The 13,460-nt window shown below is 56.4% G+C and carries 12 protein-coding genes; 3 read left to right on the top strand and 9 right to left on the bottom strand.

Annotation, left to right across the window (positions count from 1 at the left end):
* Positions 1 to 64 precede the first annotated feature (64 nt).
* The 8 genes from AC3CHX_RS02790 to AC3CHX_RS02755 form a co-directional block, all read right to left on the bottom strand.
* The gene (locus AC3CHX_RS02790; RefSeq protein WP_488642588.1) at positions 65 to 994 is read right to left on the bottom strand and encodes an electron transfer flavoprotein subunit alpha/FixB family protein; all 930 of its coding nucleotides are present in this window, start codon (positions 992 to 994) and stop codon (positions 65 to 67) included.
* 88 nt (positions 995 to 1,082) lie between these two features.
* Positions 1,083 to 1,832: an electron transfer flavoprotein subunit beta/FixA family protein gene (locus AC3CHX_RS02785; protein WP_488642587.1), complete on the bottom strand. Its 750-nt coding sequence runs from the start codon at positions 1,830 to 1,832 to the stop codon at positions 1,083 to 1,085.
* A 239-nt stretch (positions 1,833 to 2,071) separates the two neighbouring features.
* Complete coding sequence (locus tag AC3CHX_RS02780) at positions 2,072 to 2,236, bottom strand: hypothetical protein (protein ID WP_488642586.1); 165 nt, start codon at positions 2,234 to 2,236, stop codon at positions 2,072 to 2,074.
* Between the two features lie 19 nt (positions 2,237 to 2,255).
* Positions 2,256 to 2,483 (bottom strand): sulfurtransferase TusA family protein, encoded by a 228-nt coding sequence (locus AC3CHX_RS02775; RefSeq protein WP_488642585.1) that lies wholly within the window; start codon positions 2,481 to 2,483, stop codon positions 2,256 to 2,258.
* Positions 2,484 to 2,800: 317 nt separating this feature from the next.
* Positions 2,801 to 3,328: an NUDIX domain-containing protein gene (locus AC3CHX_RS02770; RefSeq protein ID WP_488642584.1), complete on the bottom strand. Its 528-nt coding sequence runs from the start codon at positions 3,326 to 3,328 to the stop codon at positions 2,801 to 2,803.
* A 140-nt stretch (positions 3,329 to 3,468) separates the two neighbouring features.
* Entirely contained in the window at positions 3,469 to 6,093 is a 2,625-nt protein-coding gene (gene alaS, locus AC3CHX_RS02765; RefSeq protein ID WP_488642583.1) for an alanine--tRNA ligase, read from the bottom strand.
* A gap of 206 nt (positions 6,094 to 6,299) precedes the next feature.
* Positions 6,300 to 7,076 carry a glycerophosphodiester phosphodiesterase gene (gene ugpQ / locus AC3CHX_RS02760; protein ID WP_488642582.1) on the bottom strand — a complete coding sequence of 259 codons (777 nt, stop codon included), beginning with the start codon at positions 7,074 to 7,076 and terminating at the stop codon, positions 6,300 to 6,302.
* Between the two features lie 128 nt (positions 7,077 to 7,204).
* Entirely contained in the window at positions 7,205 to 8,146 is a 942-nt protein-coding gene (locus AC3CHX_RS02755; protein ID WP_488642581.1) for an alpha/beta hydrolase family protein, read from the bottom strand.
* 170 nt (positions 8,147 to 8,316) lie between these two features.
* Between AC3CHX_RS02755 and AC3CHX_RS02750 the strand changes: the two genes are divergently transcribed.
* The 3 genes from AC3CHX_RS02750 to AC3CHX_RS02740 all read left to right on the top strand — a co-directional run bounded on the left by AC3CHX_RS02750 (position 8,317) and on the right by AC3CHX_RS02740 (position 11,556).
* Positions 8,317 to 10,104: a glutamine--tRNA ligase/YqeY domain fusion protein gene (locus tag AC3CHX_RS02750; RefSeq protein ID WP_488642580.1), complete on the top strand. Its 1,788-nt coding sequence runs from the start codon at positions 8,317 to 8,319 to the stop codon at positions 10,102 to 10,104.
* A gap of 344 nt (positions 10,105 to 10,448) precedes the next feature.
* The gene (locus AC3CHX_RS02745; protein ID WP_488642579.1) at positions 10,449 to 10,850 is read left to right on the top strand and encodes a hypothetical protein; all 402 of its coding nucleotides are present in this window, start codon (positions 10,449 to 10,451) and stop codon (positions 10,848 to 10,850) included.
* Positions 10,851 to 11,046: 196 nt separating this feature from the next.
* Positions 11,047 to 11,556, top strand: a complete 510-nt coding sequence (locus AC3CHX_RS02740; RefSeq protein WP_488642578.1) for a DUF1993 domain-containing protein — start codon at positions 11,047 to 11,049, stop codon at positions 11,554 to 11,556.
* Between the two features lie 213 nt (positions 11,557 to 11,769).
* Here AC3CHX_RS02740 and betA read toward each other — a convergent pair whose 3' ends face one another.
* Complete coding sequence (gene betA / locus AC3CHX_RS02735; RefSeq protein ID WP_488642577.1) at positions 11,770 to 13,446, bottom strand: choline dehydrogenase; 1,677 nt, start codon at positions 13,444 to 13,446, stop codon at positions 11,770 to 11,772.
* Between the last annotated feature and the right edge of the window lie 14 nt (positions 13,447 to 13,460).

Genomic DNA, 13,460 nt, shown 5'->3' with positions numbered 1-13,460 from the left:
GCCCTGGCGTTTTTGCAAACGATCTAATTATTGTGTGTCAACCTGCTCTTACCGCAAGGCGGATTTAACCCAGTTCGGCCACCAGTTGCGGCACGATCTCGAACAAGTCGCCGACGATGCCGTAATCCGCGACCGAGAAGATCGGCGCCTCTTCATCCTTGTTGATGGCGACGATGGTTTTGGAATCCTTCATCCCGGCCAAATGCTGGATCGCGCCGGAAATACCGACCGCGATATACAGCTGCGGCGCAACGATTTTGCCGGTCTGGCCGACCTGCCAGTCGTTCGGCACAAATCCGGCATCGACTGCCGCACGCGAAGCCCCCATCGCTGCGCCGAGCTTGTCGGCCAACGGCTCCAGGATCTTGAAGTTGTCGGCCGAACCCATGCCACGGCCGCCGGAGACGATGACTTTGGCGGCAGTCAGTTCAGGCCGGTCCGACTTGGCCAGTTCACGCGAGACGAACGCCGACTTGGCGAAATCCGCCGCAGCGCTGATGTTCTCGACCGCAGCCGCACCGCCGCCGGCCGCCGCATCGAAGCCGGTGGTACGGACGGTGATAACTTTGATGGCGTCGACCGACTGCACGGTGGCAATCGCGTTGCCCGCATAGATCGGGCGCTCGAAGGTATCCGGGCTGTCGACTTTGACGATTTCGGAAATCTGGCCGACATCGAGTCTGGCGGCCACGCGCGGCAGGATATTCTTGCCGTAAGCGGTGGCCGGGGCCAGGATGTGGCTATAGCCGGCGGCCAGCGCCAGCACTTGTTCGGCGATGTTTTCAGCCAGTCCGTCGGCAAAATAAGCAGCGTCCGCAACCAGTACCTTGGTCACGCCGGCGGCCTGCGCAGCCGCCTGTGCCGCTGCGCTGCAGTCTTTGCCGGCGACCAGTACGTGCACCTCGCCGCCGCATTGGGTCGCGGCGGTAATGGTGTTGAGAGTGCTGCCTTTGAGGGTGGCGTTATCGTGTTCAGCGATGACGAGAGCGGTCATGGTATCTCCTGATGATGAGGTGTTGCGGTCGCCTGCAAATGAGGGCGGCGGCCCGCTGTATCTGTTCGGTTGTGAAAGTGGTCGCGGATTAAATGACTTTGGCTTCGTTGCGCAGCTTGGCCACCAGCGTGGCGACGTCCGGCACCTTGATCCCGGCGCTGCGTTTGGCAGGCTCGACCACTTTCAGCGTCTTCAGCCGAGGGGTCACGTCGACACCCAGATCGGCCGGCTTGAACACATCCAGGGTTTTCTTCTTGGCTTTCATGATGTTCGGCAGCGTCACGTAACGCGGCTCGTTCAGGCGCAAGTCGGTGGTGATGATGGCCGGCAGCGTCAGCGCCAGGGTTTCGAGGCCGCCATCGACTTCGCGCGTGACCAGCACTTTGTCGTCTTCCAGCACGACCTTGGAGGCGAAGGTCGCCTGCGGCCAGCCCAGCAAGGCGGCCAGCATCTGGCCGGTCTGGTTGCAATCGTCGTCGATCGCCTGCTTGCCGAGGATGATCAGTTGCGGTTGTTCTTTATCCGCAATCGCCTTCAACAGTTTGGCCACCGCCAGCGGTTGCAGCTCGGCATCGGACTCGACCAGGATGGCGCGGTCGGCGCCGATCGCCATCGCGGTGCGCAGCGTTTCCTGGCATTGGGTGACGCCGCAGGAAATCGCGATCACCTCGGTGACTTTGCCGCCTTCTTTCAGACGCGTGGCTTCTTCCACCGCAATTTCATCAAACGGATTCATCGACATTTTGACGTTGGCAATATCCACACCTGTGCCATCGGATTTAACGCGCACTTTGACGTTGTAGTCGACTACACGCTTGACTGGAACTAATACTTTCATCGGTCTGCCTTTTAATAAAAATGAGAATCGAGTTGACGTTAACGTTAATTGAATAGGAGATTATAAGAGAGAATTCAACACACAACCAAAATTTAGCACGATCGTTCTATTAATTTTTAGAAGAAATCAACTAATTGTTATAACGAAAGTAAGGTCGCATTAAAAGGAAAGAGATTTATTTAATATAAAGACAATGAAAATTGAGGGAAAAATCACTCGTCCCGTTCACAATGCCACTATCAATAATAGAACCGTAAAACAGGGAAACTTGAAGAATTGGCAATCAGCAGAACGCTGACCACGAGCATATACACGCGATAGAGGTTTTGGCGCCCATCCACGTTTGCCGCCTGCAACCAAGCTTTTGAAAATGGCTTGTAGCGCGGCGCGAGCAGACCCAACATGGCAGAAAAGCTTGCGAGCTTACTTGCGTTTCATAAAGAAAATGAATTCTTTATTCTCTTCGCTTTGGGACAGCAAGTCGTTACCGGTTTGCTTGGCGAAAGCCTGAAAGTCACGCACCGAACCAGAGTCGGTCGCTAACACACGCAGCACTTCACCGCTCAACATGTCCGCCAACGCTTTTTTGGTTTTCAAAATCGGTAACGGGCAGTGCAAACCGCGTGCATCAAGTTCTTTATTAAATTCCATAACCAATTTGTAGATCAAAAATTATTTAACATTCACTGCGGTCTGGCGATTTTACTCCAAACATATCAGCTTTGATGCATCGCAACAAAAATCCGCCATTTTTTACAACAGCATTGCTACAAATCAACAATTAATCGTCGTGACAAAATATAAACATTAACAGATGCCATAAAAACAATAAATGCGCAACAGCAGCAATATAAAGTTCCTAGATTATGCGCGTATTCAAAGCACTTATGTTGGACGGTCCCGAATACGGCCAATGGCGCTAGCCGACCGGTTGCGGTCGTATTAACGGGAGTTTGAGTGCGCCGACATCAGTCCGCCAAAATCGGCCTATCCACAAATTCCACTGCCAAACCTCGTTCGCGCATCCATTCAGCCACCGCATAACCGGTACCGGCACGCCAGGGCTTCAACTTTTCTGGCGCCAACAGGCGGTACTCCAGCAACTCCTCCGACAATCGTATCGTGCCGGATGCTTTTACGTGATATGCAATGATGAGCTCGTTCTTGCGCATGAACTCATACACGCCGATCAAGGTAATCTGGTCAGCGTCGAGATTGGTTTCTTCCTTCAGTTCACGGGCAATGCCCTGCTCCGGCGTCTCATCGCGCTCCATGAATCCGGTGATCAGCGCGAACATATTTTCCTGCCACGCAGCATTCCGCGCCAGCAAGATCCGGCCATCGATCTCGACCAGCGCCGCCAACACCGGCAACGGATTATCCCAATGCGTCCAGTGGCCATCAGGACAGGCCAGCCGGAGCTTTCCTGCCTCGCCATCATCGGCGCGCAGGATCAAAGAGGCTGCACAAATCGGGCAGAATTTAAAATCGCTCATCAGCTTATGCTCCGCAAAATCAGTCATTAAACGCAAAACGGGGTCAGCAAAATTTCACACGCGTCGGTGAAACCGCAGACCCCGTTTTTACTTGGTCGACCCACTTCTGTCGACCTCATCAAATTTCCATATTTAGCGCATCAAGCGCGCTCGCCAACCCACGCCACAACACCTTGCAACGCCGCCGCCAAACCACTCGGATCGGTGCCGCCGGCTTGCGCCATGTCAGGACGGCCGCCGCCTTTGCCGCCAACTTGCTGAGCAACGAAGTTGACCAGTTCACCGGCTTTGACTTTAGCGGTCGCATCGGCAGTGACACCGGCGATCAGACTGACCTTGCCGTCTTTGACCGCCGCCAACACGATAGCCGCCGTTTTCAACTTGTCTTTCAGCTTGTCCATGGTTTCACGCAAGGTCGCACTGTCGGCACCTTCGAGTGTGGCTGCCAGCACTTTGATGCCGTTGACATCCACCGCCTGATCGACCAGGCCATCGCCCTGATTCGCCGCTAGTTTCGACTTCAATGCGGCCAGTTCCTTTTCCAGCGCCTTGACGTGATCTTGCACCTGACCAATCCGTTGTGTCAGTTCTTCCGGCTGTGCTTTCAAGGCCGCCGCCGCTTCCGTCACACGCTGGCTCAGGTTTTGTACCAGTGCCAGTGCGCCGATCCCCGTGACCGCTTCGATGCGACGAATACCCGCCGCCACGCCGCCTTCGGCAACAATCTTGAACAAGCCGATATCGCCAGTGCGACTGACATGCGTGCCGCCGCACAATTCGGTCGAAGAACCAATCGACAAGACGCGTACTTCGTCGCCGTATTTTTCGCCGAACAGGGCCATCGCACCGCTGCCAACTGCGTCGTCGAACGACATCAATTTGGCGCTGGTGGCAACGTTCTCCAATACTTCCCGGTTGACGATCTCTTCGATACGGCGAATTTGATCGGCACTTACGGGGGCGTTATGACTAAAGTCGAAACGGGTTTTATCAGCATCGACCAGCGAACCTTTTTGGGCCACATGCGCGCCCAACACTTCGCGCAGCGCCTTGTGCATCAAGTGCGTTGCCGAGTGATTGCGCACGGTGCGCGCGCGCTGAGCGGTATCGACTTTGGCCCCGAGTTGCTCGCCAACGCTGAGCGAACCTTTTTCCAGACGGCCATGATGACCGAATACTTCCGGCTGGACTTTTTGCGTATCGGATACCGCAAACAATGCCGTCGCAGTTTCCAGCACGCCGACATCGCCTGCCTGCCCACCGGACTCCGCATAGAACGGCGTCGTATCGAGCACCACAATCGCGTCTTGACCGGCGCCGATTTTTTGTACCGCGCTGCCGTCAACGTACAAGGCCAGTACTTTGGCGTCATGTGCCAACTCGTGATAGCCGACGAAACTGGTTTTGTCGCCGCTGTATTCAACCCCTGCCGCCATCTTGAATTTACCGCCGGCGCGGCTGGCGTCCTGCTGGCGTTTCATCGCTACGTCAAAGCCCGTTTCGTCAAGTTCGACTTCGCGTTCGCGGCAAATATCCGCCGTCAAATCGAGCGGAAAACCGAAGGTGTCATACAGAGTGAACGCAGTATCGCCGTCCAGCTTCTTGGGATTCCCGGCCAGCGCGGCTTCCAGAATTTTCATGCCGTGTTCCAGGGTCTCGCCGAAACGCTCTTCCTCCTGCTGCAAGACTTGCTCCACGCGCTCGGCGGCTTCCGGCAACTCGGGATAGGCCGCGCCCATCTCCAGTACCAGATCCTTGACCAGCCGGTAGAAGAACGGCTTGGTTTGACCCAGTTTGTGACCGTGGCGCAAAGCGCGGCGGATGATGCGACGCAGTACATAACCGCGGCCTTCATTGCCAGGAATGACGCCATCGACAATCAGGAACGAGCAAGCGCGGATATGATCGGCGATCACTTTCAGCGAATTGTTGGTCAGATCGGTGACATTGGTTTCGCGCGCGGCGGCCTTGATCAGACTTTGGAACAAGTCGATTTCGTAGTTGCTATGCACGTGCTGCAAGACTGCCGCCAGACGTTCCAGACCCATGCCGGTATCGACGCATTGACGCGGCAACGGCGTCAATGTCGCCTCACCGGTCTTGGCATCGATTTGACGGTCGAACTGCATGAACACGTTGTTCCAGATTTCGATGTAACGGTCACCGTCCTGCTCCGGGCTGCCCGGCGGGCCGCCCCAGACATCCGGGCCGTGATCGTAGAAAATTTCTGAACATGGTCCGCAAGGACCGGTGTCTGCCATTTGCCAGAAATTATCCGACGCAAACGGCGCGCCTTTGTTGTCGCCGATACGGACCACGCGCTCTGCCGGCAAGCCAATTTCGTTGACCCAGATGTCGTACGCTTCGTCATCGGTTTCATATACAGTGGCCCACAGTTTGTCAGCTGGCAAGCCGTACACCTTGGTCAGCAGCTCAAATGCCCAAATCAGCGAATCGCGCTTGAAATAGTCTCCGAAAGACCAGTTACCCAGCATTTCAAAAAAGGTGTGATGGCGTGCGGTGTACCCAACATTTTCCAGATCGTTGTGCTTGCCGCCGGCGCGCAAGCAGCGCTGTACCGACGTTGCGCGCACGTAATTGCGCTTTTCCGTGCCCAGGAAAACGTCCTTGAACTGGACCATGCCGGAGTTGGTAAACAGCAGTGTCGGGTCATTACCCGGCACCAGGCTGGACGAGCGCACAACGGTGTGATCTTTGGATTCAAAGAATTTGAGAAACTTATCGCGGATATCGGCTGAGTTCATGTTCTTGGGCAAAAAAGAAAGGCGAGCAAGGGAAGTATTATTTTGCAAACCCTTGATTATACGTGATACAAGCCACTCACCTCAGAGGCTATGCCGTACAAAACCCGTCAGGATCTTCCCCGACGGGCTTTTTGTGGATGCGACCAGGTTTTGACGCGTCATGCCGAGCGGATCAGCGGTGCCTCTCGCAGGGAGTAATGACTGTTTCAACGACCAAAATCGGCGGCGATCAAATCAATCCGATCGGTACAAATCCCGTCCACGCCCCAGGCCAGCATCTCTCCCGCCCGCCTGACCGTATTCACGGTATAACAAAACAAGCCATAACCCGCCTGCTTGATGGCCACCGCCTGCATCGGCGCCAAATGCTTATGATTGGTATGCAAGGCGACCGCCCCCAATTCCTGCAGGCGCTGATGCCAGTCATCTTCAATCACGTCCGTCAGATACGCCCGCGGAATCGCTCCCGCAGCAACCTGCGCCGCGCGCAACGCCTCCTGCGAAAATGACGACAGCAACGGCAAACGGGCCGCCGTGGCGGCGTCGGGCTGCGCCACATGCGCCGCGACTTCAGTCTCAAAATACGCTTGCGTCACCTGCGCCACCACATGCCCGGTCTCGACTTCCAACCCTTCAACCGGCTTGATTTCAACATTCATCCAGATTCCGTGCTGCCGACAAAACGCCATGGCCTGCTGATAAGTGCAGACCGGCTCGCCAATAAATTCCGGACCAAACCAGCCGCCCACATCCATCGCCGTCAATTGCGCCGCAGTGAAATCGCTGACCTTGCCGACCCCACGGACGGTGCGCCCGAACAGCGGGTCGTGCATCAACACCGGCACGCTGTCGGCGGACAACATGACATCGAACTCAACCGCACGATAACCATGCGCCAGGCCGCAACGTATGGCTGCCAGGGTATTTTCCGGGGCTAACGTGCCGCCACCGCGATGGGCAACGATTTTAGGATAGGGCCACATACATCATCTCTCTCGGTTGAAACAGCCATCAGGACAAATGTTAACAAATTTACAGGAAACCGCTGCAGCGCATGGCGACGACAGTTAAAAGTATTATTTGACAATTTACAACAATCCTCAATGACGTGTCAGCCCAGGGTTTTATCAAAGAAAGTCAGCACCTGCTGTTCCAGCCGCAACAGATAAGTCGCCCGGTCAAACCCCGGCGGATTCGCGCCCGGATCGCCGGCGTCCGATACCAGCGGCGTCAGTGACTGTGCCATGAAGGCAAAGTGCCCGGCATTCGGCACCTGCTCAAATTCAGCCTGCGGCAAGCGCGCACGCAGCCAGTCGCCGTGATATTTCGGCGTTAGCACGGCGTCCTTCTCGGCGGTCACGACCTGTAGCGGCACGTCTATCCGCGCCAGCGATTCCGGCGCGAACACCACGCCTATCGGTGCCATCGCAAATACCGCGCGCACGCGCCTATCCCGTACATCGAAATCTATCGCTGCGGTCGCCTCGACCAGGCCATCCGGATCGCCACCCAAGCGGCAAAACAATTGATCGTCATCGGTGGTAGCACAATGCCGCAGCACTTGTTGCCGATTAGCCATGCCGCCTGCCAGCGCCAGCACACTGAAACCGCCCGCCGAGTGGCCGAGTGCACCGATCCGATCGGCTGGAATCCGGTCGCGCCAGTGGGAATCGGCCAGCACGGCATCCAGCAAGCGCGACAACTGCCGTGGACGTTCGGCAAAATAGCTGTCGGAGCGGACTAGCAAGCGATCCTCCCAGTTATCGCCAGGATGTTGTGGTGCGGCCACCAGATAGCCGCTTTGTGCCAGCCGCAGGGCCAGGTTGTAGTGGGCAAGCTGGCTGCCGCCGGTACCGTGGGATAGCAGGATCAATCCTTTTAACGGGAATTCCGGGACGCCGTTGAAGGCCAGCACCGGGGCGTAGGGGCCTAGGCGCATTTTTCTTGTCGGCGACTTGCTGGGGTAGAACAGCGCGACCGGGATCGTCGGGTGGTCCGGGTGGCGCACTGCCATGGTACGCATGGCGGCTTGTTGTGTTGCTTTTGCGGGCATTGCTGGATCCTTGCTGTGAGTAACGCAAATTGTCCGATATTTACGGAAATCACGCTGGCTTACTCAGCCGGCAGGTTAACAAAAAACCCCATTGCAGGACCGACAAACCACTCTGCTACGGTAAAATGCCCCTCATCCATATTCTGTAAAGCTTTGCGAGAAAATCATTCATGAGCAACGATCACAAGACCGGCACTCCTAACGGCGACAGTGCGCCAGCACCGGCACCGTCCAACTTCCTGCGCACCATCATCGAAGCCGATATGACCGCCGGCGTCTATGCCGAACGCAAGGATGGCCAGGGTCAGCCGTTGCCACCGGTCGTAACGCGCTTCCCGCCTGAGCCTAACGGTTATCTGCATATCGGGCACGCCAAGTCGATTTGCGTCAACTTTGGCCTGGCGCGCGATTACGCGGGCCGTTGCAATTTGCGTTTCGACGATACCAATCCCGAAAAAGAAGAGCAGGAATACGTCGATACCATTATCGACAGCGTCAGATGGCTGGGTTTCGACTGGAAAGACGCAACCGGCGAGCATTTGTACTTCGCCAGCGACTATTTCGACCAATTGTATGAAATGGCCGAACACCTGATCGCCGCCGGCTTCGCCTACGTTGACAGCCAAAGCGCCGAAGACATGGCCGCCAATCGCGGTAACTTTGGCGAAGTCGGCAAGGATTCGCCATTCCGCAACCGTTCGCCGGAAGAATCGCTGGACCTGTTCCGGCGCATGAAAGCCGGCGAATTCAAGGATGGCGCGCACATCGTCCGCGCCAAGATCGACATGGCGTCGCCGAACATGAATCTGCGCGATCCGGCGATCTACCGCATCCGTCACGCCCATCATCACCGCACTGGCGACACGTGGTGCATCTACCCGATGTACGACTACACCCACCCGATCTCGGATGCGCTGGAAAACATCTCGCATTCGATCTGCACACTGGAATTCCAGGATCACCGGCCGTTCTACGACTGGATCCTGGAAAAACTCAGCGACGGCGGCTTCCTGCAAAAGCCGGTACCGCATCAATACGAATTCTCGCGCCTCAACGTCACCTACGTCATCACCAGCAAGCGCAAGCTGCGTCAACTGGTGGACGAAGGCATCGTTGACGGCTGGGACGATCCACGCATGTCGACCCTGGTCGGCATCCGTCGCCGCGGCTATACGCCGGAAGCGCTGCAACTGTTCTGCGAACGCACCGGCGTGACCAAGTCCGACGGCTGGATCGACATGAGCTCGCTCGAAGGCGCGCTGCGCGAAGACCTGGATCCGAAAGCCCCGCGTGCCAACGCCGTGCTGCGCCCGCTAAAACTGATCATCGACAACTTTCCGGAAGGCGAAACCGTCGAGTGCCACGCACCGGTCTACCCACCGGCACACCCGGAACACGCCACCGCGCTGCGCCACTTCCCGATCAGCAAAACCTTGTGGATCGAACGGGAAGACTTCATGGAAACGCCGGTCAAAGGCTATTTCCGCCTGACCCCGCCGAGCGCGGACAAACCCGGCAGCCGCGTCCGCCTGCGTCACGGTTATGTCGTTGAATGCACCGGCTTCGACAAAGACGCCGACGGCAACGTCACAGCCGTGCACTGCAACTACTTCGAAGACAGTAAAAGCGGCACTGACGGCAGCGCCAACTACAAGGTCAAGGGCAACATCCACTGGGTCAGCGTCGCCCATGCGCTGGAAGCCGAGGTCCGCCTGTATGACCGTCTGTTCAACGACCCGCATCCGGATGCGGGCGGCAAGGACTTCAAACTGGCATTGAATCCGCACTCGAAGGAAGTGGTCACTGCCTATCTGGAACCAGGTATGTCCGCTGCGATGCCGGATGACCGTTATCAGTTTGAACGGCACGGGTATTTTGTCGCGGATCGGGTGGATAGTGTGGCGGGAAAACCGGTGTTTAACCGGACGGTGACTTTGAAGGATAGCTGGGGCAAGTAAAGTTATTGCGTTATTAGCATTTTCAGAGCGCTGTCAGGAATTCAAATTGACAATCTGTAGCTTGGACTGAGAAGCCCAAGCTCGTCATATTCAACCATACGATACTTTTGGCGGCCGGTTGGCGGGCTTCTAAACCTTACCGCCGTTCCCCGAGACAAAATTCTCCGCCTGTCCGAACTGCGTACTCGCCATGCATTTCGCCATCTTCTACTTCCATTCTTGATACAGATTGTTTCAAGCATTACCAGTTTGTATTAGTCGTTTAGCTATCAATACCTAGACTAAAGACAGGGAGGCACAAGTCGATGTATTGCATTAGAAGCAATTATGGAAGAGGTGTTGGCATGAACACGAAAGCGGTTTTTGTATGGCTGGCAGCGCTGATGCTGGCGCTAGGGTGCAACTTGGCAGAGGCGCGAGATAGCAGTGGATTTCAACATAATGGCGGTAGCTTTCAGGGCCACCAGCACTTTGATAACCATCGCGGCGGCGCGCGTATGTCAGGTAGGTTCCACGATGGCAGATTCCACGATTTTCACGGTCGCGGCCTGTTCATCGTCGGCGGCCCGTTCTTCTGGGATCCCTACTTCTATGGCGCGCCTGTCTACCCCGACGACAGCCAATTGATTTATGTCCCAGCGGGCGCAGATTATAGTTATTACTGCAGGAACCCAGCCGGTTATTACCCAGATATCCAACGTTGTCCAACCGGATGGCTGCGGGTCACGCCAGATATGCCTGAGTAAGCGCAGGGGCTGGCAGCAAGCGTAACGTATGTTGCAAGGCGCACCATGCGCGCCAGGTTTTGCCCCGTCACATAAGCGACGATGAGTATGATCGGTACGCATGTTCGTCTGCCGCCGACGATCTGTTCATGAACGCCGCTAACCGGATATACTTTCATCACTTTGCACGTCGACTTCATCCAACCAAGGCTCACCCATGACAATTTCCATGTACACCTCATCCATTCCCGTCTTCAAACAAATGCTCAACGGCCTGAGCGATGTCCTGGCCAAAGCCGAAGCTCACGCTGCCGAAAAGAAAATCGATGCCAGCGCCTTCCTGCAAGCGCGCCTGTTCCCGGACATGTTCCCGCTGACGCGCCAGGTTCAGATCGCTGCTGATTTCGCTAAAAGCGTCTCATCGCGTCTGGCCGGTATCGAAGTACCGGCGTATGAAGATAGCGAGCAGACCTTTGCTGAACTGCAAGCGCGTATCAAGAAAACGCTGGCCTTCATCGATGGCCTGACAGCAACGCAAATCGACGGCAGCGAATCCCTGGAAGTCTTGCTGCGTCCCGGTACCCCAAAAGAGAAGAAGCTGACGGGTCAGGCGTATCTGTTGCAATACGGTATGCCACAATTTTTCTTCCACGTCACCACTGCCTACGCAATCCTGCGCCACAATGGCGTTGAAATCGGTAAACGTGACTTTATGGGTGCTTATTAAACAATTGGAGCAAAAATCATGAGCAAGAGCCAGGATACGAAAAAAGCGGTAAAGAAAGAACCCGCCAAAACCATGAAAGAAAAGAAGGCTGACAAGAAAGTGAAGAAGGAAGAGAAGAAGCGTCAGCAATGATAGCAACTCGCGCATCAGCCAAGCCATAAAAAACGCGACCAGACGGTCGCTTTTTTATGCAAGTCCGGCAACGATACAAAGCTAACGCTGACGCCGCGCCGGCGCATCACCGGCCATGTAATACGGCACATTGACCCTCGGCAACGGTGCACGCCCACGAATCATATCGGCGATTTTCTCGGCGATCATGATCGTCGGGGCGTTCAGATTGCCGGTGGTGATAATCGGCATGATCGATGCATCGATCACGCGCAAACCGTCCAGACCATGCACGCGCCCTTGCGCATCGACCACCGCCATCTCGTCATAGCCCATCTTGTTCGAACAAGATGGATGGAATGCGGTTTCGGCATGGTTGCGGACAAAATCATCCAGTTCGGCATCGCTCTGCACCTGCTTGCCTGGCGAAATTTCGTTGCCGGCATAGGCTGCCAACGCCGGCTGGCCGATGATCTCGCGGGTGATGCGAATACCGGCACGGAATTCATGCCAGTCTTGCTCGTCCGCCATGTAGTTGAACAGGATGCTTGGATGCTGCCGTGGATCTTTCGATTTCAGATGGACGCGACCGCGGCTCAACGAGCGCATCGATCCCATGTGCGCCTGGAAGCTGTGCACCTTGATCGGATTGCTGCCGTTGTAATTGATCGCCACCGGCAAGAAGTGATACTGGATGTTCGGCCAGGCGAAGCTCTCGTCAGAACGGATAAAACCGCCCGCTTCGAACTGATTGCTGGCACCGGTCCCGCTCCCCATGAACAGCCATTCGGCACCGATCGCCGGTTGATTGTGGAGTTTCAATGCGGGTGCCAGCGACACCGGCTGCTTGCATTCGTACTGTTGATAGACTTCCAGATGGTCCTGCAAGTTAGCCCCAACGCCGGGTAAATCCAGTACCACCGGAATATCGTGCCGGCGTAGCAATGGCGCCGGGCCGACGCCTGAGCGCTGCAAAATCTGTGGCGAGGCAATCGCTCCCGAGCACAGCAACACTTCGCGTCTGGCGTGTGCGGTGAGCGGGGTGTCGTGGTGCAGGTAAGCGACGCCGCTGGCGCGCTTGCCGGAAAACAGGATGCGGTCGGTCAGCGCATGGGTGACGATGTTCAGATTTGGACGGGCGCGGGCCTGATCCAGATAACCGCGGGCGGTGCTGGCGCGACGGCCGTTTGGCGTGGTGGTGCGATCCATAGGACCGAAGCCTTCCTGCTGATAACCGTTAAGATCATCGGTGCGCGGATAACCGGCTTGCACACCGGCTTCGACCATTGCATGGAACAAGACGTTGTTGCCAGCCTTCGGCGTGGTGACGCTGACCGGGCCTTCGCCACCGTGGTAATCGTTAGCGCCGACATCGCGGGTTTCGGCTTTTTTGAAGTACGGCAGGCAATCCAGGTACGACCAGTTTTCCAGGCCGTCATGCCTGGCCCAACCGTCGTAATCCATCGCATTGCCGCGGATGTAGCACATGCCGTTGATCAGCGATGACCCGCCCAGACCTTTACCGCGTCCGCATTCCATGCGGCGGTTGTTCATATACGGTTCCGGATCGGTTTCGTAGGCCCAGTTGTAGCGCCGTCCCTGCAACGGGAACGCCAGCGCAGCCGGCATCTGGGTACGAAAATCCAGACGGTAATCGGGGCCGCCGGCTTCCAGCAGCAGCACCGTGACGCCCGCATCTTCAGTCAGGCGCGCGGCCAGCACATTCCCGGCAGAACCGGCGCCGATGATGATGTAATCGTATTCTTGAGATTGACGCATGTGTTGCTCCTGAT

The sequence above is a fragment of the Glaciimonas sp. OK215 genome (assembly GCF_057787885.1).
The sequence above is the reverse complement of the archived record's forward strand: the minus strand, read 5'-3'. Positions and strand labels throughout refer to the sequence as shown.

Coding starts and splice junctions, on each gene's coding strand:
- AC3CHX_RS02790 (WP_488642588.1), bottom strand. CDS start 994: ATGACCGCTCTCGTCATCGCTGAACACGATAACGCCACCCTCAAAGGC.
- AC3CHX_RS02785 (WP_488642587.1), bottom strand. CDS start 1,832: ATGAAAGTATTAGTTCCAGTCAAGCGTGTAGTCGACTACAACGTCAAA.
- AC3CHX_RS02780 (WP_488642586.1), bottom strand. CDS start 2,236: ATGTTGGGTCTGCTCGCGCCGCGCTACAAGCCATTTTCAAAAGCTTGG.
- AC3CHX_RS02775 (WP_488642585.1), bottom strand. CDS start 2,483: ATGGAATTTAATAAAGAACTTGATGCACGCGGTTTGCACTGCCCGTTA.
- AC3CHX_RS02770 (WP_488642584.1), bottom strand. CDS start 3,328: ATGAGCGATTTTAAATTCTGCCCGATTTGTGCAGCCTCTTTGATCCTG.
- alaS (WP_488642583.1), bottom strand. CDS start 6,093: ATGAACTCAGCCGATATCCGCGATAAGTTTCTCAAATTCTTTGAATCC.
- ugpQ (WP_488642582.1), bottom strand. CDS start 7,076: ATGTGGCCCTATCCTAAAATCGTTGCCCATCGCGGTGGCGGCACGTTA.
- AC3CHX_RS02755 (WP_488642581.1), bottom strand. CDS start 8,146: ATGCCCGCAAAAGCAACACAACAAGCCGCCATGCGTACCATGGCAGTG.
- AC3CHX_RS02750 (WP_488642580.1), top strand. CDS start 8,317: ATGAGCAACGATCACAAGACCGGCACTCCTAACGGCGACAGTGCGCCA.
- AC3CHX_RS02745 (WP_488642579.1), top strand. CDS start 10,449: ATGAACACGAAAGCGGTTTTTGTATGGCTGGCAGCGCTGATGCTGGCG.
- AC3CHX_RS02740 (WP_488642578.1), top strand. CDS start 11,047: ATGACAATTTCCATGTACACCTCATCCATTCCCGTCTTCAAACAAATG.
- betA (WP_488642577.1), bottom strand. CDS start 13,446: ATGCGTCAATCTCAAGAATACGATTACATCATCATCGGCGCCGGTTCT.